Raw genomic sequence first — 24153 nt, 5'->3', positions numbered from 1 at the left:
ACTTTTTTATCATGAAAAAAATTATCAACACCAACGACGCACCAGCACCTTTAGGCCCATATAATCAAGCTGTTTTAGCTAATGGCACTTTATATATTTCAGGGCAAATCGCCATAGATCCAACCACCAATGAATTAATCACTTCTGGCGTAGAAGACGAGGCCAAACAAGTAATGAAAAACCTAGAAGCTGTTCTAAAAGCAGCTGGTTTCACTTTCGAAAATGTGGTAAAAAGCTCAATTTTTCTAAGCGACATGGATAATTTTGCTAAAATCAATACTATCTACGGCGCACATTTCAATGAAGAAACCGCCCCAGCAAGAGAAACCGTTGCTGTAAAAACACTTCCAAAAAACGTAAACGTAGAGATATCTATGATTGCAGTGGGGTAGGTAAAAAAAATCATCCTTCTTACACTATAATCATAAAATTAAAATGCTCTTTTCTTGAAAAGCTAGCAGTTTACTATTGTTAGGAGATAATTCGGTTATTAAAATATCTACCTCTTCCATTTGGCATATTTTGTAACGTTGAACCGTATTTAATTTTTCAGAAATAACTGGAGCTACCACCTTTTTGGAAGCTTTTATCATGGCTTTTTTCAGTTGAACAATATCCCAATCAAATTCAGTCAAACCATCATCTGGGTCTATTGAATTGGTTCCAAGGAAACAAATATCAGCCTTAATATCTGCTAAAAGATTTAAGGCCTCTCCTCCTGTTGTTATTTGAGAACTTTTGGAGATTTTACCACCGATGAAAATGATTTCAACATTATGTTTATTAAGCAATAAATTGGCCACTGGCAAACTTGGTGTAAAACAAGTGATGTTCAACTCAGGAGGCAAAAGCCTAGCCAACTCCATATTTGTTGTACCCCCTGTAAGTAAAATTACTTGACCGTTTTTCACTAAACTAAGTGCTTTTTGCGCTATATGGGATTTTTGTTCCAAAGAATAGATATCATCTCTCTTGATACTATAATTATCAAAACCAAGCGAAATAGCACCTCCGTGAACCTTTTTCAATTTGTTCTCTTTATGAAGTTCCGTGACATCCCTTCTTACAGTATCAATAGAGACCTTTAAAATCTCTGCTATATCAGTTAACAAAATTCTGTTGTGAATTCGAACTTCATTTAAAATAATCTGTTTTCGCTCCGCTTTTAACATATCCTTAATAAAAATTACAAAAACAATAAATATGGTATTTATCTACCAATCCTGCAAGTTTAATCACAAAAAACAGCAATAAAAAGACTAAAACAGCAAAATATTGCAGTTTTTTATTTTTTATGCTTACATTTATAGCACCTTTAAATTCAATTTAATTAGAATCTTAACTTGATTCTAACATTTAAATGCAAAATGAATAAGTGTTAAACTAACTTAAAAGCATTCCAACTATGAGTAAAAAACTGAAAAACTTATTACTGTTTTCTGCTTTCATCTCCACCCTAGCGCTGTGGGGACAAAGCAAAGAAATAACAGGTACTGTTTATGATCCTGACGGTGTTCCTATTCCTGGTGTAAGTGTTGTGGAAAAAGGCACTCAAAACGGGGTAAGTACTGATTTTGATGGTAATTATACGATACAACTGTCTACGGATAATAATCCAGTGCTCGTATTTTCATCTATTGGATACGTTACGAATGAAATGCCCGTAAAAAACCAGACCGTTATTAGCGTAGAGTTAAAACTAGACGTAACTGGATTAGACGAAGTCGTAGTAGTAGGTTATGGAACCCAGAAAAAGAAAAATCTTACTGGGGCCGTTGCAACTATAGACAGTGAAGTGCTGGACTCCCGCCCAATAACGGATGTCGCTCGAGGACTTCAAGGTATATCACCTGGTTTAACCATTACAACTCCCAGTGGTCAGATCGGACAAGATCCTGTAATTAGATTGAGAGGTTCAGTAGGTTCACTCGGCACCGGCGGTGGTGCTCAACCACTTATTTTGGTAGATAATGTGGAAGTACCAAGCCTACAAGCTGTAAATCCAGAGGACGTAAAAGATATTTCAGTATTAAAAGATGCAGCTTCTACCTCAATCTACGGAGCTAGAGGAGCTTGGGGTGTGATTTTAATAACCACTAAAAACGGTAATCGTGAAAGAGCTCCGACAATAAGCTACTCCAATAACTTCTCATGGGCCACACCAACAAATACACCCACGGTTGCACCTGCTGCAGATGGAGCCGAGATGGCTTTCGCAGCTGTTAACAGAAGGATCCCTTCTCTTGATGCCTTTGGTTTAGTAGGAATGTACATAGATCAAGAAGCCATTCAAAAAATGAGAGAATGGGAAAATCTATATAGTGGTCAGGATTTAGGAATGGAAATGGTAGAAGGACGAGATTATGAAATAAGGGATGGACGATTGTTTTTTTATAGACCTTGGGACCCTCAAGAATTATTTGTTAAGGAGTGGGCTTTACAGCAGAAACACGATATCAATGTATCTGGAGGAAGTGAGCACACCAATTACTATTTAGGTCTTGGATACTTAAACCAGGGTGGAGTTTACAAAACCAATCCTGACAAATACGAACGCTACAACATCAACCTGAGTATCAACACCAGCGTTACCGATTGGATGGACATAAATGCCAAGGTTTTAAATACAAATTCTTTAACTACTGAACCTTTTAATTTTGGTTCCTCCACTTACGATGCCTGGTATTATACCACTAGATGGCCTGCCTATTACCCTTATGGAACTGTGGACGGAAAGCCTTTTAGAAATCATATTTCCGAAGTAGAGCAGGCTAAAATGAATGAAAACACTTATTCACTATCTCGTTTCAATGTTGGAACCGTAATTAAACCCGCAAAAGATTTATCTATCAATTTTAATTATACTCACGATAGAGAAGAAGAACATGAACATCAGACGGGAGGTACGTTGTACGCCTACAATTTCTGGGCGCAGGGAGCCGATTTTTCGTACGTACCCTACAGCAGCCCCGCCTTCGACCGCGCTCAGTATAATTCCGAGTGGAGCCGAAGAAACACGGCGAAACTCTTTGCTAACTACAAAACTTCCTTTAATGAAGTGCATGAATTCAATTTCACCGCTGGAGGAGATTTGGAAGAATATGAAGATTGGTTTCACGCTTCGCAAAGAAGAGGACTCTTAAATCCGGATCAAGGAGAACTTAATTTGGCAACAGGAGATCAATTTGTGGCAGGAGATCGAGATAAATGGACAACACTAGGTTTCTTTGCCAGAGCGAACTATAGCTATAAAAACAAAATTTTACTTGAGGTGAATGCACGATATGATGGTTCTTCACGACTCTCTAGCGACAAAAAGTGGGGGTATTTTCCATCGTTTTCTGCTGGATACGTAATTACAGAAGAAAAATTCATGGAAAGCCTAAAGCCTACTTTATCCTTCTTTAAATTTAGAGGTTCATACGGTTCTGTTGGTAATCAAAACACCTATCTTTCTAACATATACCGAATTATGTCTTCTTACAATTCAGGATGGCTCATTGGCGAACAAAACCAAGTAGCTGTGGGCACTCCAGGCTCGATTCCATCCTCCTTAACTTGGGAAACGGTTACGACCTTGGATTTCGGTTTTGATGCCAAATTGTTTAATGATAAACTAGGAATTATATTCGACTGGTATGAGCGAAAAGTAACCGATATGCACAGCCCTGGGGTTACACTACCAAACACCTTTGGAACCTTTTCACCCACTAGAAATTATGGAGAAATGAAAACAACTGGATGGGAACTCGCAATAAATTTCAGACATCAATTCAGAAATGGTTTAAGTATTAATGCTACGGCTACTGTAAGTGATTTTAAAGAAGAAATCACTAGGTATGCTAATACTACTCAAGGAATCTATACCAACTATGAAGGCAAACAACTTGGAGAAATATGGGGTTATGAAACCGACAGATTTTTTACAGAAGCCGATTTTAATGCTGACGGAAGTTATGCAGATGGCGTTCCAAGTCAAGAACGATATGAAACCAATGGCTGGTTTCAATATGGCCCAGGAGATATAAAATATAAAGATTTAAATGGAGATGGTGTTATTGACTTCGGTTCTGCTACGGTAGGTGACAGCGGCGACATGAAAGTTATTGGTAACTCCACGCCTCGCTACCAGTACGGTTTTCAATTTGGAGCTGACTGGAAAGGATTCGACCTTAGCTTTTTCATGCAAGGGGTCGGAAAACGCGATTTTTGGGCAAACGGACCTGTTTTTATCCCAGGATATCGTTACGGCGAAGCTTGGTACGAACACCAATTGGATTATTGGACGCCTGAAAATCCAAACGCCTATTATCCAAGACCTAATGACCAACAACAATCAAATGGTTCTATGAACTTTTTGCCACAGACCAAATATTTATTGGATTTGTCATATTTAAGAATGAAAAACCTAACATTTGGTTACACCTTGCCTCAAACATGGTCTTCTAAAATTGGTCTTGAAAGGTTTAGAGCTTATTTTAGTGGAGAAAATCTATTTGAATTCACTGGAGCACAAATCCCAGTAGATCCTGAAGTAGACTACACAGATACTGGTATAAATGACACTTCTACTTACGGAAGGGTTTACCCCTACCGAAGATCGTTATCATTCGGACTTCAACTAACATTCTAATTTAAAAGACGAAAAATGATGAAAAAACAATATATAAAAACAATATTATTTATCTGTATTATAAGTCTTGTAGGGTGCGAAGAATACTTAGACCAACCACCGCAAGATCAACTTACAGACGAGACCTATTGGACCAATGAAGGTAATGTAAGAACGTTCGCATTTGGTTTCTATACTCCATATTTTAGAGGTTATGGTTCTGGGTTCAGCTTTGGGAGCTATTTTACAGGGCAATCATTAAATGATGATTTCGCCCCTTCAAACCCGCCACAATTTCAACAACAGGTACCGCCTTCTGGAGGAGGCTGGTCTTTTGGTTATGTTCGTAAGGCTAATATTTTTATTGATCGCGTACAAACTGTCCCTATGGAACAAGAAGCCATTGATCATTGGACAGGTATTGGACGATTTTTTAGAGCTTTGGAATACCACGATCTTGTAAGCAGATTTGGAGATGTACCTTATTATGACCAAGAACTCTCTGAAGAAGATACAGAGTTACTGTACAAGGAAAGGGACGACCGCACCTTTGTAATGGATAAGGTATTGGAAGATTTTCAGTTTGCAGCTTCCGTTGTGAGAAGTGAAGTAGAAAATCCCGGACAAGAAGTAAACCGAGACGTTGTACTAGCATATATGTCTCGTATTTTTCTATTTGAAGGTACATGGCAAAAATACCATGAAGGCAACAGCTCTAAAGCCGCCCAGTATTTAGAAGCAGCAAAATGGGCAGCGGAACAAATTATTGATGGAGGAAACTACTCTTTAGGAAACTATAGAAGTGTATTTAATTCGCTAGATTTAGGAGGAAATCCTGAAGTTATACTTTTTAGGGAATATGCTGCTGGTCAGGTAACCCATTCCTTAAATAGTTACAATAATAAAGAACCTCAAACTGGAGCTTCCAAAGACGCTATTGAGACCTATTTAGCTAGCGACGGACTCCCAATAGAATTGTCTCCAAACTATCAGGGAGACAAAGGCGTAGAAAACGTTATGGCAAATAGAGATCCTCGTATGTACGAAACTTTCGTGCCAGACACCCTACGCATTAACGGAATAAATTTCAACTTCTCTACAACTGGTTATGCAGTACATAAATTCCTAAATGAAGAAATCAAAGATGACCCAGAGGGAAGTTCAAACTTAAACCCAACAGACGCACCTATTATACGATATGGTGAGGTATTAATTAATTATGCTGAAGCCGCAGCGGAATTGGCAACAGTCGGCGGACCTTCTTTATCTCAACAGGATATTGATAAGTCTATAAACGTATTGCGTGACCGCCCTGGAGTTATGCTTCCTCATTTAGAAGTTTCCGGTTCTTCCGTTTCCGTAAATGGCACTGCATACGACGATCCGAATAGAGACCCAAGTGTACCTTCCATAATTTGGGAGATACGCAGGGAGCGACGCACGGAATTAATGATGGAGGGTTTCAGACTGGACGATTTAAGACGTTGGAAAAAACTGGAATACACTGATATGCTGGACAATGAAGATATAAATCGTGGCGCATGGGTTGTTAAATCCGATTATCCCGATAGTGATTTAAGCAGCTTGGCCTTAACTGAAGGAGATCAAGGGTATCTTATCCCAGCTTCAGCTTCTGAATCTGCTCGAACATTTGACAACCCAAGAGTTTATTTGAGTCCGATTCCATTGGATCAAATAAAATTATACAGTGATCAAGGCGTAACGCTTGAACAAAACCCTGGATGGTAATATATTTGAATTTTGGTCTCTAAAAAAGTTCCTTGACTTTATGTTGAGGAACTTTTTACTTTAAAATCTTAGACAACTATAACAATGAAACAATTAAGATCATTACTTTCTCTTTTTCTATTATTGTTTGTTTTGCACTCTTGTGGAACAGCAGAAGCTACTTATTTCAATAAAAAAAACGGAATAAATTCCCTTAAAAAAAACAAATGGAACCCAAAAACCCCGCTATACATAGAAGAATTTAGAGCGGCATGGATTGCTACGGTGGCCAATATCAACTGGCCAAGCAAACCGGAGCTATCTTCCGTAGAGCAAAAAAAGGAAGCCATTGCTTTACTGGATTTCCTTGAAAAACATAATTATAACGCTGCTATTTTTCAAGTGAGACCACAAGCAGACGCCCTTTATAAAAGTGACTTGGAACCATGGTCGTATTACTTAACAGGAAAGCAAGGAGACGCTCCAATGCCATATTACGATCCGCTTGAATTTTGGGTGGAAGAAGCCCATAAAAGAGGATTGGAATTGCACGTCTGGTTAAATCCTTACCGTGCGCACCATACACAAGGCAAAGAAATCTCGGAAAAATCGATTGTAAAAACACATCCCGAACTCGTTGTGAAATTAGAAAACGGAATGTATTGGATGGATCCTGCTATGGAAGGAACTAAAAAGCATTCATTGGCAGTGGTTAAAGATATTGTTTCGCGCTATGACATCGACGGAGTTCACTTTGATGATTATTTCTACCCGTACGATTCCTATAACAACGGCAAAGATTTCCCTGATGAAAAAAGCTGGGGAGCTTATCTTAAAAATGGCGGTAAATTAAGTCGAAACGACTGGAGAAGGGACCATGTAAACGATTTTATAAAAAGAGTTTATCAAACTATCAAAGAAGAAAAGCCTTATGTGAAATTTGGATTGAGTCCGTTTGGAATTTGGCGACCTGGCTATCCCGCCTCTGTAGTTGGCTACGATCAGTACGACAAATTATTTGCTGATGCAAAACTTTGGCTTAACAAAGGCTGGATTGACTATTTCACTCCGCAACTGTATTGGAAGATAAACAAAGAAGGTCAAAGCTTTCCTGAGCTTTTAGGTTGGTGGGAACGTGAAAACACTCAAAAAAGACATTTGTGGCCCGGCATAAAAATGGACCACGGTGGAGATAAACAAAATGTCGATGAAGTTATTAATCAAATAATGATTACCCGCGGAATGTTACCCAACAGCAAAGGAACCGTTCATTGGAGTATTGGTCCGGTAGTTAAATACGACACCCTTTCCAAGGCACTTTTAGAGCAACCCTATGCAAAGAAATCGTTAGTTCCTGCTAGTCCGTGGCTAGATAACCAACCCCCTGTTCAACCGCTTGTAAACCTCAAAACAAAAGATAATACGGTAAACATTATCTGGAGTCATTCTGGTAAGAAAGACGCTTTTAAATTCGTATTGTATTACAAATACGCTAATGGCAAATGGAATTATAAGATTTTCAGTAGAGATGAAGTTTCTTCTACCCTTCCATTGTTAACCGAAAAGGGAGTCCGTTTAGAAAAAATTGGTGTAACAGCTGTTGACAGAACCGGCAATCAAAGTCTTTTTAAGGAGAAAAAAATTATGTAACTTTAATACGTTTCTTAATCCGAAATAATTGCACGTAATAAAGTATTTTCAAACTCTTTTTCTATTAGTATTACTTTCCTGTAATAGTAACAATAATCATTTTTCGTTACGTGGAAAAACCAATAACATCAAAAATGGAACTAAGCTTTATATTAGAGATTTAACCAACGGAGTGAATCTTGATTCGGCGATTGTAACTAATAATCGCTTCGAATTTAAAACGGAACTTCCCGAACCTGCCTTATTTACAATGTTGTTCAGCGAAGACAAAAAAGAATTTACTGAATTATGGCTGGAAGATACGGCCATGATTTTTGATGCTTCTCAATCTAGCTTTAAGAAGGCAGTTATAACTGGATCAAAAAATCAAGTTTTATTTGATAGCCTTAAAACCAAAGTTTATTCAGATGAAATTAGCGGTAACGACTCTTTTGTTAAAAAAAGAGAGAAAAACTTTGTTCTGAACCACCACAATTCATTGGTTAGTCTTTATGTCTTGTACGGAAATCACCTATGGTCGCCCCAGGAAACAAAAGCGATGTTTTCAAAATTAAGTGTTACGGTTCAGTCTTCGTCGCTGGGACAAAAGATTCAAAATGAAATAATAAGCAAGGATATTCCAGAAATAGGAGAAAAATATATCGATTTCACTGGAATCAATAAAGAAGGTGATTTAGTGAAGGTTTCTTCATTGAGGGAAAAACTAACATTAATCCTTTTTTGGACTTCCAGTTGCGACTTCAGTAAAAAAATGAATCAAGAACTCAAGGAGGTTTATGAAAATTATCATTCCAATGGATTTGAAATTATTGGAGTTTCCTCTGATAAAAGCAAAGAAATTTGGCTTAATGCAATTAATAATGATAAATTAAATTGGCCGCAACTTGGTGACAATCTGAAAGGATCAAAAAAAGAAGGCTTCAAAACTTATGGAATACAAACTACCCCTTCGAACATTATGATTGACGGGAAAGGAATTATAATCGGACGCAATTGTAACCTCCAGCAGATAGAAGAATTTGTAAGTTCAATGTAATACCATTTTTCACATTTTAAATTATGGGTAAAACAAAAAAGGTTGTCCTTTTCAGAACAACCTTTTCTATTATTTTGTATAAAAATTCTTATCCGAAAATAATGGATTTATGATAGTCAACCAAGCCGTCGATTGGCCTTCTAAGCACTTTGCCAAGAGTAAGACCATTTTCTTTAAGCTGTTGGTTTAATTCGTCTTGTAAGTAGTAAGCGATACTTCCTATAAAATGAATTGGCACTTCCTTAGCTTGCTCAAATTGATTGATGGAATTTTCAATGAAAAGTCCCATTCCTTTTTTAATCAACGCTTGACAATACGCTTCATCCTTATTTTGAATTAAGAAACGTGCAAAGGTTGCCAAATAGGTATTTGGATTGGGTTGTTTGTACAAATGGTTTTTTATACTGTCTTCTTCCAAGTCGTATTCGCTAGCAAACTTAACAGCTAGTTTTTCAGGAATTTTATGATAATAATAATCCCTCAACAACTGTCTTCCGAAGTAATTACCACTACAATCGTCCATTAATATATAGCCCAAAGAGGTGACTTTTTGGAATAGTTCCTTCCCATCCCAATAACTACAGTTTGAACCGGTTCCCAAAATACACACAATAGCATGTTGTTCTGGTTCTACAGTTGCATAGATAGCTGCGTATGTATCTTCTTTAACTGATATTTTTGCATTTTGAAAATACTCCTTGAAAATACCTTTTAAAAATTTACGCATTCTCTCGGTACCGCACCCCGCTCCATAAAAATAAAGTTGGGTAACTTCTTTTCGATGTTTATACAGCTCAAAATTGTTTGTTAAGCGTTCGTTTATTATTTCACTAGTTAATACCTCTGGGCTCAGACCCAAGGTTTTTGTTACAAACAATTTGTTGCCTTCTTCATCCAATGCAATCCAATCAGCTTTTGTTGCACCACTATCTACAATTAAAATCATGCTTTCCGTTTAAGTTAATAGTCTATTGAAAAAAAGTAAGACTGCTTGGCTAAATTATTGAACAGATACAGGCATAAAAACCTGTACCTGCAAAATAATTTTGAGTTTAGTTAGTTTGATTAGCAGCTCTTTGCCACCCCAGTAAGGGTGTTATTTTTCAGAAGCTGTAATTTATTATAATGCAGTAATGTATTCTGCTAAGTCAACCAATTTATTAGAGTATCCTGTTTCGTTATCGTACCAAGAAACTACTTTAAAGAACTTAGAGTTCAATTCTATACCGGCATCAGCATCGAAAACACTTGTACAAGTTTCCCCAACAAAATCTTGAGAAACTACTAATTCATCTGTATATCCTAAAATACCTTTCAATTCATTTTCAGAAGCAGCCTTCATTACTTTTTTGATTTCTTCGTAAGAAGTCTCTTTCTCTAACTTCACGGTTAAATCTACTACAGAAACGTCTGCTGTTGGCACTCTAAAAGCCATACCAGTAAGTCTTCCGTCCATTGCTGGAATTACTTTTGCTACCGCTTTAGCAGCTCCTGTTGAAGCAGGAATGATATTTAATAATGCACTTCTACCTCCTCTGTAATCTTTTCTTGAAGGCCCATCTACAGTAAGCTGAGTAGCTGTTGTAGCGTGAACTGTAGTCATTAATCCTTCTTCTATTCCGAAGTTATCATGTAATACTTTTGTAATTGGAGCTAAACAGTTTGTAGTACAAGATGCGTTAGAAACAATTTTATCTGAAGCTTTAGCGTCTTTATGGTTAACACCCATTACAAACATAGGCGCATCTTTAGAAGGCGCAGAGATAACCACTTTTTTAGCTCCAGCGTCTAAGTGATATTGAGCTGTATCCAACGTTGTGAAAATACCAGTACATTCAGCAACTACGTCTGCTCCAATAGCATCCCACTTAAGGTTTTTTGGGTCTTTTTCAGCAGTAATTCTAATGGTTTTACCATCTACTACTAAGTTTCCGTCTTTTACTTCAATTTTACCATCGAATCTTCCGTGAACAGAATCATACTCCAATAAGTAAGCCAAGTGCTCTACATCCAATAAATCGTTGATTCCTACAATTTCTACATTTGGTCTTTTAACCGTAGCTCTAAAAACCAATCTACCGATTCTTCCAAATCCGTTTATCCCAATCTTAACTGTTGACATGTTATTCTAATTTTTAATAATTAATAAAAGTTTATTCCACTTAGTGGCTATAAAATTTCGGTTTTACACCGAAAGGTTGATGTAATGATTTTTTATGTTGACATTATTTCGCAAACCCTCATAAGTTCGGCGTCGATACTGGATTTTCCTTTAATGGCGTCTTCAATAGGCGTTAAAACAATTTCGTCTTTTATAATACCCACCATTAAATTCGATTTTCCTTCCATAAGGGATTCTACCGCACGCACTCCCATTCGGCTTGCCAATACACGGTCGAAACAAGATGGTGAACCACCTCGCTGCATGTGCCCAAGTACAGACACACGTATATCATAATTTGGTAAGTTTTCTTCCACATATTCTGCTAGTTCAAAAACATTTTTCCCTGTTTTATCCCCTTCAGCAACAACAACAATGCTGGAAGTCTTACCACTTTTTCTACTTCTTTCCAATGAATGCAATAAGCGCTCAAGACCTAAATTCGCTTCTGGAATCAAGATTTCTTCCGCTCCTGCACCTACTCCGGAATTCAATGCTAATTGTCCGCAATCACGTCCCATGACTTCAATAAAAAATAAACGGTCGTGTGAACTTGCGGTATCTCGAATTCTATCAATGGCATCTACAACTGTGTTTAAAGCGGTATCGTAACCCAAAGTAAAAGTAGTTCCATCGATATCATTATCAATCGTTCCTGGAATACCAATTACTGGATAGCCAAATTCTTCATTGAAAATAACTCCTCCGGTAAAGGTTCCATCTCCACCGATAAGCACTAAAGCGTCTATTTCGTTATCTACAAGTCGTTGGTGTGCCTTCTTTCTACCTTCCTTTGTTTTAAACTCCATGGAACGAGCAGATTTCAGCACAGTACCTCCCCTGTTAATGATGTTTCTTACACTCCTAGCATCCAAAAGTTCCATTTCCCCTTCAATTAGGCCTTGGTAACCTCTGTAAATACCAACACATTCTATATTATGATAAGCACATGTTCTTACTACTGCACGAATGGCAGCGTTCATTCCCGGAGCATCTCCTCCAGACGTCAAAACTCCAATTTTTCTGATATTCGTAGACATTTAGTTTTAATATTTGGAACGTAAAACTACCAAAGAATTTTCAATTTCTTCATATTGTTTTCATTAAAAATATAATAATGGAAGTTTCAATCGTTTTCGTTGATAAATTCTTAACAAAAGCGTTATTTTATTTTACGGGTTCGCTTCCGAAATAGGCAAAATCCCACGTAAAAAGACGCTAATATGATAGTTTATTGTAAGATTATTCCGAAAGTAAAAATTGATTCAATCGAAAAATAAGATTTTACGAAAATCGCAATACAGAATTTATGTCGAAATCTAACTGGATTCCTTACGTTTTACGGTTTTAAAATTCACCAAACCATTACCCATGGAATCATCATCTTCCGCATCGGTATCTGTTGGTATTTTATTCGTTTCTTTATTAGGGTCGCCTTCTATAATTTTTTTCATCAATTCCCTGAAGGTATCAAATTCTACTTGATAGGAAATTCCCACTCCTTGTGTATAACCCTGTTGTTGCGCAAAGAATTGTTGTATTTCGTTTTCCCGATTAAAAATCCTTGCGGTTAAACTCCCTTCTTCATTTAGCAAAACTTGAATTTCCACATCTCCAGCAACTACCGTTTCTGAGACCCCACCTACCGGCACCCCAACTTTACCATTTATAAGAATACGGTCGCTAATTTGGGTTGAAACGGTAACCCCTAAGCGGTCTTCCGTGATAAAATCCAAATCGGGGTTTCGTTCCCCAATTTCATAAGATACTCCCACATCAAACTTACCATCTCCCGCATTTAACACTTGATTGAACAAACTGGAAGCTGTCTGCGCCAAATTCCCAGTAACCGCGGTTTGACTAATACTTAACTGATTTAAGAACACTCCTTGAGAAAGCAAAGAAAAGGCCTGCAATTCCCTTTTTGCATTATCATCTAGGTGATATTGCAATTCTTGATTTATTACCGCATTGGCAGACGGGAACTTTATCTCATACTCCAAAGAAGGTTTTAACAACTGACCTTGCAAGGTTATAATTACATCGGTTTCTATTTTTCTGGTAAGCTGTGCATTATCCAAAAGAACAGCCGGATTAGCATAAAGCGAGTATTTCGCGGCGATGTTCATATCCACATCTTCAAGGGGGTCTCCTTCCCAAACAATGGTTCCACCGGGTTCCACTACAAATCGCTTGTTTATAAAACCACCATATTTAAATAGGTATTCCCCAGTGTATGTGATAAAGTCACCATACATTTTAAATTTCCCATTGGTATTAATCTCAATAAGAAGGTTTCCTGCTCCAGTCCCACGCAGCGTACTACGCGTCTTTTGGTCCACCACAATCTCAATTTGCGCATCGGGAGTTACATCGAGGTCAAATTGCATCTCCACACCTTTTACCTCAGCCAGCTCTTTGCGAGCTATATCTTCTTCCGACTCATTTTTATCAATGAAATTAATAAAGGAAATGTCGCCTACTTCGGTAATATCACTTACGGGTATTACAAAATTGGTTCCTTTTTCTGTCTTGGCATCCACATCTATGTTTATCATCTCGTTGGTAAGGCCGTAAATTTGAGCCTGCCCGCTAATGAATCCCGTACCATAATACAAAGACTCCTCTTCTCCTTTTGTGTTGAGCACCAAAAACTTTTCTCCTTTGGTATCTAAATATAAATCCAAGTACCAATCTTCAAAATGGTCATAGGTAATGGAACCATTTAGGTTTGCCCTGGTTTTAAAACTGGTATCTGTAAGTCCTATTTCATTGAATTTAAACGAGCGTCCTTCTAGCGTTACATCTGCTATTTTATCAAAAGCCACATCAATATTCAAATAAGGAATTTTCAATCCGCCATCAGTAATTTGTAAATTTCCGGCCATTTCCGGATTATCGGCATTCCCAGTAATCTTGAAACCTCCTGAAGCATAGCCTCGCATGTTGGAAATCACGTCGCCCCCGAGCGGACTTAAAGCCGAGAGATTTAAATTCTCCAATGTAGCCCTTAGGTCTAGTTTAGCCTCTTCTTCCGCGGCATTAATATTTCCTAGAATATTTAACGACTCTACATCGTTGTTTACAATTTTAGCATTCACCCCAAATTGGGTAAGATTATCATTCCCCAAAATGGAAAGGAATAAATTTCCTAACGGAAGGTCATTCACGGTAAAGTTGGAGATTTTAACATTTGAGGAAGGTGTGTAATTGCTATTCCGCTGAAGAATATTAAGGTATCCATCCACTTTTCCGTCTAACTGTAAACTATCAATATGCGGTAATATTTTGTTGAGTGTAACTTTTTCAAACTCCAAGTCAACATCTTTGTACGTGCTATCAATCAACGTTCCTTCCAAGCGTATCTGCTCCTCGTTGTAATTCATAACCACTTGACTGATGTTTATGGTATCGAGGGTCTTGCTGAAACTAACCTTATTATTGGCGTTATTGGCTTCATTTATTACCCAATCCCTTCCCTTAAAACCAAACTGCGAACGTTTTAAACCAATTACAGATTCTTGTGCATTGTTGAAAGTGTGATAGAAATTCAGGTTGTAAACGTCATTAAACTCTTTTCCTCCTTTAAATTCCGTTCTAAAGAAAAGTGTATCGTTTATTTTAGTGTTTATTAAGCTGAAATCGTTAACATCGTATATCTTGGATTCTATGTTTTTAACTTCAACATAAGTATTGTAAAGCGGATTCTTATTATCGATTTGTATTTGAATGTTATCAAAAATATTACCGTTGGCATTTATTTTAGGAGAATTAAATGCCAATTTAAAGTCGCCTTCATCGGCAACAATGCTTCCCCTTATGCTGGTATTGCTACCAAATTCTATCTTCGGATAAAATACCTCAACAATCTTATTGTATATCTTAAAATTGAAATCAACGTTTTGACCAGGTGTTATTTCTTCCGGTTGATAATTGGTGTAAATGCTTCCTACGGAATTTTTAACTAATTTGGGCAACTCCTGAAGCTTGTATTTCCCTTCCAGCGACCCTGTTATAATATCGGGTGAATTGACCGTTATAATACGGTCTTCGTCTTTAAATTCAGAAGTGATATTAAAATCATCGAAATAATAACTGTCGTTTTGGTTTACGTAATTGGTTTTGTAAAAACTTACATCCCCTTCCAAATCATAAAGGGAGTTCCCCGACATATCGGCCACAATATTCCCCTTAAAAACCGAAATACTATCCCGTTCTACAAAATTCAACCTGTTTAGGTCGATTTTATTCACGGAAGCAACAAATTTAAAGGTGTTTGTATCTCCTGAAAGGTCCGCCAGCCCTTTAAAGGTAACATCAAAATTTTCATCTTTGGAAGTTACAGAACCGTCAAAAAGCTGGTCTTTAAGAATCCCTGATACTTTTAGATTTTTATACTCGTAACCATTATAATTAACACTAAAAATCTCACCTATAATTTCTGTATTAAGTGATTCCTGCTTGAAACCCTGTCCGTCTACATTTAAATCAAGACTGGTTTGACCAAGCGTTTCGTCTTCCAGAAAAGTTCCAATATTAAAATCCTGTAAGGAAAGTACCCCTTGATAGTTTGCGTTATCAATGTTATCAATATCCGTTAGGGTAAGGTCGGAAAAACCTTTTCCTATATCAGAAATTAAATTCACCTTGGCGTACACCGATTTTTCCGTAATTCGCATATTTCCGAAAACAGAAAGTTGCCCTAATTTGTTAAAAGCAGAAGGCAGTGCGTTACCTAAAATTCCAGGCAGTAAACCCGTTAATTGATAGTAATTTGAAGAAACGTTGCGAAGGTGGGCGTCTATACTGAAAGGTTTGTCCTTTTCAAACATATTATTAAAAACAAAATCGCCGTCTATTGAAGTATACTGCGAATTCATTTTAAGATTATCTGTATTTAGCTCATTGAGAACACCTTCAAAATCGGAAGACAATTCAACTTTTCTGCCTTGCCCAAATTCATTAAAATAGAGGTTAATCTCATCTAAGGCTACGGTAGATTCTTTAAAATTTCCGCTGACTTTTACCTTATTCAAAAAGTCCTTGAAATCTTCCACTTCATAATCAAAAATAATGGCTCCTTTAATAAAAGATTCTGGAGTCTCTATGGAAAGACTATCCAGTCGCATTTGGGTTTTAGTGTATGAAAAATCTGTTTGCAGTCTGTTTACCACCACCCCTTTTTTCGAAGTAAAATCCAGTTCATCTACCCCTACATCGACTTTCGGACCAAGAATTTTAAAGTAATCGGCTTCAATATGAAGTTCTTCCAACCCTAAAATTAATGGGGTTTCTTTGTTTTCATCTACAAGCCTAAACTCACTTTTGTTAACGGATATTTGAGAAGCCGTCATTAAAAACGGATTATTGGGGTCGCCTTCGCCTTTGTCTAATTTATCTACAAATACATTCAAGTTTGTATTATCTTCCCCTTTATGTATTTTTAGGTTCAGCAATAATTCATCGGCGCGAATTTCCCCAAATTCCAAATCGCCTTTAATTACATTTCGCAAACTAAGCAACGAAGTATTCAACTTATTTATATAAGCAAGCGTATCTTGCTTGTAATCTTCAATATACACCCCTTTTATGCTAACATCTCCCAAAAGCGGCATAAAGTGAACTTCATCTATAAAAATATGGGTATTAAATGTTTCGTTTAGGTAGTTAGTGGCGCGCTTGGCAATGTTGGTTTGCACAAATGGTAAAGAAAGAAAAATACTAGTCAGCACTATTAATAGCACCAATACCAAAAGGATTCTTGTTAATATTTTTCTTAGTTTTTTGATAGTCTTTAATGTTATACCTTTGTGCTACAAATTTCAGTCCAAAGATAGTATGAATACCCAAGATGTTTACATCCTCGCCATAGAATCTTCGTGCGATGATACTTCGGCCGCTGTACTACACAACGACAAAGTGCTTAGCAATGTTGTAGCCAGCCAAAAAATCCATGAAGAATATGGAGGTGTGGTGCCCGAACTTGCTTCTAGGGCACATCAACAAAATATTGTTCCCGTAGTTAACCAAGCATTGAGCAGGGCAAATATCGATAAAAAACAGTTATCTGCCATAGCTTTTACCCGCGGCCCTGGATTGATGGGTTCTTTGTTGGTAGGAACGTCTTTTGCCAAGTCTTTGGCAATCGGTTTGAATATTCCTTTAATTGAAGTTAACCATATGCAAGCGCACATTCTAGCGCATTTTATTAAAGAACCTGATACCCCAATGCCGAGTTTTCCATTTCTGGCATTGACCATAAGTGGCGGGCATACACAAATTGTTAAAGTTTCTGATTATTTTAAAATGGAAGTCATTGGTGAAACCATAGATGATGCTGTGGGTGAAGCTTTTGACAAATCAGCGAAAATCCTAGGCTTCCCTTATCCTGGCGGTCCGCTAATTGATAAATATGCAAAAGAAGGAAATCCAAAAGCCTTTTCTTTTCCAAAGCCAAAAGTAGACGGACTCAATTTCAGTTTTAGCGGATTTAAAACAGCTGTGCTGTATTTTATTCAGAAGGAAACAAAAGATAATCCGAATTTTATAACCGAAAACAGAAACGATATTTGTGCGTCCATTCAACAAGGAATTATCAATATTTTAATGGCTAAACTGAAAAAGGCTACCAAGGAAACTGGAATTAAACAAATTGCTATTGGTGGAGGTGTTTCGGCGAATTCTGGTATTCGAACTACTTTAAAAGATGCTGAAAAGCGCTTCGGTTGGACTACCTATATTCCTAAATTTGAATATACTACCGATAACGCAGCTATGATTGGCATTGTGGGATATTATAAATTTTTGAATCAAGATTTCACTAACGAACGCATTACCGCAAAAGCGAGATTTGCTATTTAAAAGAATTAGCCCTTAAAAAAACACGTTTAATACTTACCCCAATCCATTTCAGCTGACTAAAATGAATATTGAAAACCAACTTCAACAAAAAATTGATACAAAAACCAAACCAATTGGAGCGTTGGGAATGCTGGAAAAACTGGCGTTTAAAATTGGAACAATACAAAGCTCCCTATCGCCAAAATTAACGGCTCCTACAATGATTGTTTTTGCAGGCGATCATGGCATTGCGAATCATGGCGTAAGTGCCTACCCACAGGAAGTCACCCATCAAATGGTGCTCAATTTCTTAAACGGAGGTGCCGCCATCAATGTTTTTAGCAAGCAACATGATATTGAATTAAAGATTGTGGATGCTGGAGTGAACTTCGATTTTCCTTCAAACGACACACTTATTTCAGCAAAAATTGCCAACGGCACTCAGAGTTTTTTAGAAGAAAAAGCAATGACCGCCGCACAATTTCAAGATAGCATTGAAAAAGGTGCTTCCATCGTTAAAGAAATTGCGCAATCGGGTACGAATATTATAGGCTTTGGAGAAATGGGAATTGGCAATACCTCGTCTTCAGCCATTATTATGAGTTACCTCTGCAACATACCAATAGAAGATTGCGTTGGTAAAGGGACTGGTGTTGAGGGCGACCAACTTTCCAATAAAATAAACATATTAAAAAAAACAAAAGATTTTCACGGCACTATAACGAGCCCCGAAGAAGTTTTAACAACATTTGGCGGCTTTGAAATGGTTCAAATGTACGGCGCCATGCTAGAAGCCCAACGACAGGGGATGATTATCTTGGTGGACGGTTTTATTGCCTCAACTGTATTTTTAGCGGCTTATAAAACCAATCCTTCTATTCAAAAAAATGCTATTTTCTGCCATTTGAGTGATGAAAGTGGTCATTTACGGCTGCTAAATTACTTAAATGCAGAACCAATACTTAAATTGAATATGCGCCTAGGGGAAGGAACCGGCTGTGCGCTTGCATATCCTTTAATAAAAAGTGCCGTAGCGTTTCTAAACGAAATGGCAAGTTTTGAAAGTGCTTCGGTTAGTGAAAAATCCCAAACGGAAGCATCATGAAAAACGAAATAAGGATATTTTTCACCGCATTAATGTTCTACACACGCATTCCATGTCCCAAAAACATAGACCATCATCCCGATAATATTAACAAAGCAACACGCTATTTCCCACTAATTGGCTGGATTGTGGGCGGTATTTCTTTTGCCGCATATTGGATTAGTTCATTGGTTTTTAGTGATTCCATAAGTGTTGTTTTTTCTTTGATAGCTGGAGTTTTAACTACTGGAGCTTTTCACGAAGACGGCTTAGCAGATGTTGTTGATGGTTTTGGCGGTGGCTGGACAAAAGAAAAAATATTGGATATAATGAAGGACAGCCGAGTGGGCGCATACGGCGTCATCGCTTTAATCTTTCTTTTTCTACTGAAGTTTTTAGCCTTAAAAGAACTTCTAACTTTGGTAAAAAGTCCGTTTATAATTGCCGTCCTATTTATCTCCTATCATTCTTTGGCCAGAGGTACAGCCATAAATATTGTTTTCGCATCGCAGTATTCCCGTGATGATGAAACGAGCAAGGCCAAGCCCATTGCTAAAACTCATGGAAAAATAGAAATCGCGGGCGCTTATTTTTTTGGACTACTTCCAATTGCTGCGCTTTGTTTTATTAGTTTGAAGTTAATTGCCGTACTACTTCCCTTACTTGCTGTTTTCTATTTTTCTAAACGTTATTTTGAAAAGTGGATTCATGGATATACAGGGGATTGCTTGGGCGCCGTCGAGCAAATAGCAGAGTGTGTTACCATTTTAAGTTTTTTAGCACTATGGAAGTTTATGTAATTCGCCACACAAAATTAAATATTGAAAAGGATGTTTGCTACGGAAGGCTAAACGTGTCGCTATCCGAAAGTTTTCAAGAGGATGCCAAATACTACAAAAAAAAGCTTCCTGATACTTTTGATGCCGTTTTTAGTAGTCCTTCTGAACGATGTATGTCTTTGGCAGAAAAGCTAAGTTTACAACAAATATTGAACGATAATCGATTATTGGAAATTGACTTCGGCGATTGGGAAGGAAAGAAATGGAACGATATCGATAAACAACAACTGGATAAATGGATGAATGACTTCGTAAACCAAAAACCCGAAAATGGGGAGTCTCTTATAGAAATGTACGAACGTGTGACTCAGTTTATGGAAAATTTAAAAAAACAAGACCATAAAAGGGTTTTGCTAGTAACGCACGCTGGAGTTATTCGCTGTCTTTGGTCTTATTTATTAAAAATCCCATTAAATAATATTTTTAAAATTCCTGTGGGATTTCAAGAAGTATTTGTTTTTGAGGTAAACGCCAACGAATCCTATAACCGTATTATAAAAACAAAATAACTTGGTGCAATTCCATCTTCCCCTTGTTTTATTATTCCAGTGAAGAGCACATTGAACGTTGCCTGCTGAATACTGGTTTATTTTGATTTAAAGATTTAAAAATTGAAAGAGTCAAGGATTCAAACAGTTAAAGATTAGAGCTCGCTGATTAAATCTCTCCCTTCGGTCGAGATGACTGACAACTCAACATTGCCTACTGCAGTTAATCCAGAATTTTAGTTTCAAATCCGTCCAAGCTTTCTGTATTTTTAGCTTTCCAATAGTCTTCAATTCCCTCTTTTCCTTTCTCTTCTGCCCAAGTGGTTAGCGTAGAACGTTCCTCTTTAAAGTCCATTAGTGGCACTCCAAAACCGCAAGATGTTTGTACTAAGTCCACTTCCATTTCTATTATTTGTCTTGTACCGATATTCGGTGGAAACAGCGATTCATACTTTTGAAATTCATCATCCCTTGGATGATAAATGCTAGCATTACCGTACAATCTTAGAATTAGCGGATTCCCTTCAAAAGCACAAAACATGATGGTCATTCTATTATTTTTCAATAAATGAGCAGCGGTTTCATTACCGCTTCCTGTTAGGTTCAACCAAACGATTTTATTTTCATCAATCACTCGGAAAGAATCGGTTCCTTTCGGAGATACGTTGATACGACCTTCAGCAGCAGCTGTACCCACAAAGAAAACTTTTTGTGCCTCAATAAAAGTCTTTATCCTTGAGGAGATTTTGGTCATTTTTTTTCCCATAACCTATTATTTTAATCCAAGACCTAAAGTTATATATTTTTTTAACTACTCTGTTTTCAAAAAATGTATTGGTGCATCAAAACAGTTCATCCCTATAATTTTCTTTTCTAATTCGTACGGACAGCTTCTATTCTTCTCCTATTTATTAATCCTTTTTTCACCAAGCTTTTTTAGATATATTCCAACACAAAGTAATACTATTACTATTGATAGTAATACTATTAATTATTTGTTAATTATCTATGGCTGTATGCTTTAAATATTTATGTTTGTTTAAACAATTTTAAAAAATGTTAAACAGTTATGAGAAAGTCATTTTTATTTCAATCTTTATTTTTAGGGGTAGCAGCATTGCTTTTTACAGCTTGCAACCCTAACGAAAACCAGTCGACCAACACCTCATCTGAGATGAAAGCCACCGAGGTTAGCGAAGATGCCAATCACGCTCCTCTATTGTATTCCGATGAGTGTATAACGGAACGGGAAGTTGTGGATGCCCAAAAATTATGGGGTGACGGAATTGTAAGAATTGGAAATGTATTCACGGAAGGTGGGGACTACTCCAAAGAGGCAGCCGATTTTATTCAAGATATGTACGGTTACGATTTAAGTAGCGTTCTTTTTAAGCCAACATTGGCATCTGATGATCAATTTAGATCAAGCTTCGATGCAGCATTATCTTACTTCGTGGGTGGCAATGAAGCGTATCCTGAGGACAAAGGGTTTGCAATAAAGCCTTACACAAAAGTAACTTTTGACAACACGGGTATTATAAATAACAGCTGTAGAATGGCCGTGGCAATGGGTAACTATTACTTCACCGGAACTGACGGTAGCGAGACAAAAGTGGAATATACTTTTGCTTATGTTAAAGATAAAACTGGGAAATTGAGAATTGTAACTCATCAGTCGTCTTTACCGTACACTCCAGCCCAATAATTTGAAAATGTAAACTGCTGCCCGTCTAATGTATAAATGGCAGTAAGAAAGACAATACTACAAACCCAACTTCATCTGTTGAGTTGGGTTTTTTAATTTTTTGAAATTAACCTTATGAAAAATTATATTTTAATCGCAATTTTTAGTTTGTTGATTTTTAGCGGTATAAACGCTCAGGCCCCAGATGAAGATCAACTTGGCGCTTGGTATATGTATTTTTACAACACCAATTTTAAAAATTCCAATTGGGGAATTCAGGGGGATTTCCAATATCGGGATTGGCGCGGATTAGGAGACCGAGAGCAATTGTTACTTCGTTCGGGACTTACCTATACTCCAGAAAATTCCGGAGTGAAATTCACTTTAGGATATGCCAATATTTCTACGGGACAATTCGGTGAAATGGACGACCCCATTTTAGAAAACAGGATTTATCAAGAAGCACTGTTTTCAAATACTTTATGGACAAGGGTGCTTCTTACCCATCGCTTTCGATATGAGCAACGTTTTGTGGAATCACAGGATTTTAGAACTCGATACCGCTATAACATCTTTATGAATATCCCTATAAACAATACAGCATTGGTTAAAAACACGTATTATCTCGCTTTTTACAATGAATTGTTTATTAATGGAGAAAGGGATATTGGCGATGGTAGAACTGTGGAATATTTTGATAGAAACCGAACCTATTTAGGCGCAGGATTTGCAATAAGCGATTCCATACGTTTTCAATTGGGTTGGATGAAACAAATTACCAACAACTGGGGAAAGGGCCAACTACAATTTAGCATGCATCACAGTTTCTAAATGAAGTTGTCGTCTAACAACTAACCCTTCGGAAGAAGCGGATCTAAAGTTCTTCTATCGGTACGTAAATCATAATAAAAACAACACTAATTGCATTTTAATTAGTGTTGTTTTGTTTATGTTAATTCCTAATTGAAATCCCTAAAACACCTATTCACAGTAGTAAACTCTAAAACCAATGCAAAACGTGTTTTGATGAAAAATTTAACAGTTTATGCTATAGAGTAAGGGGCATAGCTTTACCCGAAGTGGCTCATGCTACACAAAAAGTAGGCATTGCTAAACAACAAGCGGACATTGCTTTAGCCTAAATGGGTCATGCTGCGCGTTAAATGGGTATTGCTACACACACAGTGGTCCATGCTACACATACAGCGCTCGATGTTCCATTTAAACCGGAGCATGCTTTACCAAAAGCAGTCTATGCTATACGTTTATCGATTAATATTGTATTTAAACTGGGGGTTATTTTTGTAGTAGATAACATTGCGTAATCTTACATAACATACTGAAAATAAAATACATACATTTAAAACATATAGTAGTTGGCATTCATTTTAAACAAAATATTATGAAACTTGGAAAATTGTTGTGGACGTCTGGCTCTATATTGATAAATATAACCATAGGAATATATATCTATTTATCAAGTAAAGCCCCACTCAATCCAATTGAAAGGCATAATTATGTGAATGAAAACTGGGATATATATGGTATGCATTGGAAGGTGGAATTTCTATTTATGACTTTCATAGCAATTGGCGCATTATATTTTGCTTTTAACCTTAAGAAAATAAGCTGGACTATAATTACTGTTGGACAGTTGATTCTACTTTCGACTTATCCGATAATGCTTGGCGGATATGAAAATACATCTTTTGCGTTGTCCCAAATGGCAAATCAAATTGCAACAGTAGTTTTTGTATTTGGAAACTTAATTTTTCTAGGTGGACTACTAAAATTATACTTATCAGATAACTATTTAAAAAAATGGTTGAAATGGACAGCAGTGATGCTATCAGGAATTACTTTTTTCACCTTCTTAATTACCTATATCGGAATTATTGATTGGAAACAAGCATTGATGGTTGGACCTTTAATCAATGTGCTATATTTCATAAATGCCTATTATGGAATGAAAATAAAGGTAGGATAAAATTCTGCGTGCAATAATCTGCCTATAAAAACCAATACCCCAAT

At 37.0% G+C, this 24153-nt stretch carries 18 protein-coding genes; 12 read left to right on the top strand and 6 right to left on the bottom strand.

What is annotated here, in order from left to right:
• The first annotated feature begins 11 nt into the window (after window positions 1-11).
• Window positions 12-392, top strand: coding sequence for a Rid family detoxifying hydrolase (locus tag NDQ75_RS12290; RefSeq protein ID WP_202029569.1), 381 nt, complete (start codon window positions 12-14; stop codon window positions 390-392).
• Window positions 393-422: 30 nt separating this feature from the next.
• Here NDQ75_RS12290 and NDQ75_RS12285 read toward each other — a convergent pair whose 3' ends face one another.
• Window positions 423-1172, bottom strand: a complete 750-nt coding sequence (locus NDQ75_RS12285) for a DeoR/GlpR family DNA-binding transcription regulator (RefSeq protein ID WP_202029570.1) — start codon at window positions 1170-1172, stop codon at window positions 423-425.
• 233 nt (window positions 1173-1405) lie between these two features.
• Here NDQ75_RS12285 and NDQ75_RS12280 point away from each other — a divergent pair, with 233 nt between their 5' ends.
• The 4 genes from NDQ75_RS12280 to NDQ75_RS12265 all read left to right on the top strand — a co-directional run bounded on the left by NDQ75_RS12280 (window position 1406) and on the right by NDQ75_RS12265 (window position 9026).
• Window positions 1406-4633, top strand: a complete 3228-nt coding sequence (locus NDQ75_RS12280) for a SusC/RagA family TonB-linked outer membrane protein (protein ID WP_202029571.1) — start codon at window positions 1406-1408, stop codon at window positions 4631-4633.
• Window positions 4634-4648: 15 nt separating this feature from the next.
• Window positions 4649-6361 carry a RagB/SusD family nutrient uptake outer membrane protein gene (locus NDQ75_RS12275; RefSeq protein ID WP_242513722.1) on the top strand — a complete coding sequence of 571 codons (1713 nt, stop codon included), beginning with the start codon at window positions 4649-4651 and terminating at the stop codon, window positions 6359-6361.
• A gap of 84 nt (window positions 6362-6445) precedes the next feature.
• The gene (locus tag NDQ75_RS12270) at window positions 6446-7990 is read left to right on the top strand and encodes a glycoside hydrolase family 10 protein (protein WP_202029572.1); all 1545 of its coding nucleotides are present in this window, start codon (window positions 6446-6448) and stop codon (window positions 7988-7990) included.
• A 28-nt stretch (window positions 7991-8018) separates the two neighbouring features.
• The gene (locus tag NDQ75_RS12265) at window positions 8019-9026 is read left to right on the top strand and encodes a TlpA disulfide reductase family protein (protein WP_202029573.1); all 1008 of its coding nucleotides are present in this window, start codon (window positions 8019-8021) and stop codon (window positions 9024-9026) included.
• An 88-nt stretch (window positions 9027-9114) separates the two neighbouring features.
• Here NDQ75_RS12265 and NDQ75_RS12260 read toward each other — a convergent pair whose 3' ends face one another.
• The 4 genes from NDQ75_RS12260 to NDQ75_RS12245 form a co-directional block, all read right to left on the bottom strand.
• On the bottom strand, window positions 9115-9972 hold the full coding sequence (locus NDQ75_RS12260) for an N-acetylglucosamine kinase (protein ID WP_202029574.1): 858 nt from the start codon (window positions 9970-9972) through the stop codon (window positions 9115-9117).
• Window positions 9973-10146: 174 nt separating this feature from the next.
• Complete coding sequence (gene gap / locus NDQ75_RS12255; protein ID WP_202029575.1) at window positions 10147-11148, bottom strand: type I glyceraldehyde-3-phosphate dehydrogenase; 1002 nt, start codon at window positions 11146-11148, stop codon at window positions 10147-10149.
• Window positions 11149-11240: 92 nt separating this feature from the next.
• Entirely contained in the window at window positions 11241-12227 is a 987-nt protein-coding gene (gene pfkA / locus NDQ75_RS12250; RefSeq protein ID WP_202029576.1) for a 6-phosphofructokinase, read from the bottom strand.
• 279 nt (window positions 12228-12506) lie between these two features.
• On the bottom strand, window positions 12507-16919 hold the full coding sequence (locus NDQ75_RS12245; protein ID WP_251762027.1) for a translocation/assembly module TamB domain-containing protein: 4413 nt from the start codon (window positions 16917-16919) through the stop codon (window positions 12507-12509).
• Window positions 16920-17025: 106 nt separating this feature from the next.
• Here NDQ75_RS12245 and tsaD point away from each other — a divergent pair, with 106 nt between their 5' ends.
• The 4 genes from tsaD (at window position 17026) to cobC (ending at window position 20459) form a co-directional block, all read left to right on the top strand.
• Complete coding sequence (gene tsaD, locus NDQ75_RS12240) at window positions 17026-18048, top strand: tRNA (adenosine(37)-N6)-threonylcarbamoyltransferase complex transferase subunit TsaD (RefSeq protein WP_202029662.1); 1023 nt, start codon at window positions 17026-17028, stop codon at window positions 18046-18048.
• Window positions 18049-18109: 61 nt separating this feature from the next.
• A complete protein-coding gene (cobT, locus tag NDQ75_RS12235) occupies window positions 18110-19132 on the top strand; it encodes a nicotinate-nucleotide--dimethylbenzimidazole phosphoribosyltransferase (protein WP_202029577.1) in 1023 nt (340 codons plus the stop codon).
• Entirely contained in the window at window positions 19129-19911 is a 783-nt protein-coding gene (locus tag NDQ75_RS12230) for an adenosylcobinamide-GDP ribazoletransferase (RefSeq protein ID WP_202029578.1), read from the top strand. The genes cobT and NDQ75_RS12230 overlap by 4 nt, the downstream gene beginning before the upstream one ends.
• Complete coding sequence (gene cobC / locus NDQ75_RS12225; RefSeq protein ID WP_202029579.1) at window positions 19896-20459, top strand: alpha-ribazole phosphatase; 564 nt, start codon at window positions 19896-19898, stop codon at window positions 20457-20459. Before NDQ75_RS12230 ends, cobC begins: the two co-directional genes overlap by 16 nt.
• A gap of 202 nt (window positions 20460-20661) precedes the next feature.
• Here the strand turns inward: cobC and NDQ75_RS12220 are convergent, their stop codons facing one another.
• A complete protein-coding gene (locus NDQ75_RS12220; protein ID WP_202029580.1) occupies window positions 20662-21204 on the bottom strand; it encodes a pyridoxamine 5'-phosphate oxidase family protein in 543 nt (180 codons plus the stop codon).
• Window positions 21205-21507: 303 nt separating this feature from the next.
• On the opposite strand from NDQ75_RS12220, the gene NDQ75_RS12215 reads away from it, so the two are divergent.
• The 3 genes from NDQ75_RS12215 to NDQ75_RS12205 all read left to right on the top strand — a co-directional run bounded on the left by NDQ75_RS12215 (window position 21508) and on the right by NDQ75_RS12205 (window position 24109).
• Window positions 21508-22143: a phosphoribosyl-AMP cyclohydrolase gene (locus NDQ75_RS12215; protein ID WP_202029581.1), complete on the top strand. Its 636-nt coding sequence runs from the start codon at window positions 21508-21510 to the stop codon at window positions 22141-22143.
• Between the two features lie 114 nt (window positions 22144-22257).
• A complete protein-coding gene (locus NDQ75_RS12210) occupies window positions 22258-22953 on the top strand; it encodes a DUF2490 domain-containing protein (RefSeq protein WP_202029582.1) in 696 nt (231 codons plus the stop codon).
• A 571-nt stretch (window positions 22954-23524) separates the two neighbouring features.
• Window positions 23525-24109 (top strand): hypothetical protein, encoded by a 585-nt coding sequence (locus tag NDQ75_RS12205; RefSeq protein WP_202029583.1) that lies wholly within the window; start codon window positions 23525-23527, stop codon window positions 24107-24109.
• The last annotated feature ends 44 nt before the right edge of the window (window positions 24110-24153 follow it).

This window comes from Galbibacter mesophilus, assembly GCF_023721415.1.
In the GTDB taxonomy this organism is placed as follows: Bacteria; Bacteroidota; Bacteroidia; order Flavobacteriales; family Flavobacteriaceae; genus Galbibacter; species Galbibacter mesophilus.
The sequence above is the reverse complement of the archived record's forward strand: the minus strand, read 5'-3'. Positions and strand labels throughout refer to the sequence as shown.

Bases quoted from the DNA above. Each gene is read 5' to 3' on its own strand.
- NDQ75_RS12220 (WP_202029580.1), bottom strand. From the start codon at position 21,204: ATGGGAAAAAAAATGACCAAAATCTCCTCAAGGATAAAGACTTTTATT.
- tsaD (WP_202029662.1), top strand. From the start codon at position 17,026: ATGAATACCCAAGATGTTTACATCCTCGCCATAGAATCTTCGTGCGAT.
- cobT (WP_202029577.1), top strand. From the start codon at position 18,110: ATGAATATTGAAAACCAACTTCAACAAAAAATTGATACAAAAACCAAA.
- NDQ75_RS12270 (WP_202029572.1), top strand. From the start codon at position 6,446: ATGAAACAATTAAGATCATTACTTTCTCTTTTTCTATTATTGTTTGTT.
- NDQ75_RS12275 (WP_242513722.1), top strand. From the start codon at position 4,649: ATGATGAAAAAACAATATATAAAAACAATATTATTTATCTGTATTATA.
- NDQ75_RS12285 (WP_202029570.1), bottom strand. From the start codon at position 1,172: ATGTTAAAAGCGGAGCGAAAACAGATTATTTTAAATGAAGTTCGAATT.
- NDQ75_RS12215 (WP_202029581.1), top strand. From the start codon at position 21,508: ATGAGAAAGTCATTTTTATTTCAATCTTTATTTTTAGGGGTAGCAGCA.
- NDQ75_RS12280 (WP_202029571.1), top strand. From the start codon at position 1,406: ATGAGTAAAAAACTGAAAAACTTATTACTGTTTTCTGCTTTCATCTCC.
- NDQ75_RS12260 (WP_202029574.1), bottom strand. From the start codon at position 9,972: ATGATTTTAATTGTAGATAGTGGTGCAACAAAAGCTGATTGGATTGCA.
- gap (WP_202029575.1), bottom strand. From the start codon at position 11,148: ATGTCAACAGTTAAGATTGGGATAAACGGATTTGGAAGAATCGGTAGA.
- NDQ75_RS12210 (WP_202029582.1), top strand. From the start codon at position 22,258: ATGAAAAATTATATTTTAATCGCAATTTTTAGTTTGTTGATTTTTAGC.
- cobC (WP_202029579.1), top strand. From the start codon at position 19,896: ATGGAAGTTTATGTAATTCGCCACACAAAATTAAATATTGAAAAGGAT.
- pfkA (WP_202029576.1), bottom strand. From the start codon at position 12,227: ATGTCTACGAATATCAGAAAAATTGGAGTTTTGACGTCTGGAGGAGAT.
- NDQ75_RS12230 (WP_202029578.1), top strand. From the start codon at position 19,129: ATGAAAAACGAAATAAGGATATTTTTCACCGCATTAATGTTCTACACA.
- NDQ75_RS12205 (WP_202029583.1), top strand. From the start codon at position 23,525: ATGAAACTTGGAAAATTGTTGTGGACGTCTGGCTCTATATTGATAAAT.
- NDQ75_RS12290 (WP_202029569.1), top strand. From the start codon at position 12: ATGAAAAAAATTATCAACACCAACGACGCACCAGCACCTTTAGGCCCA.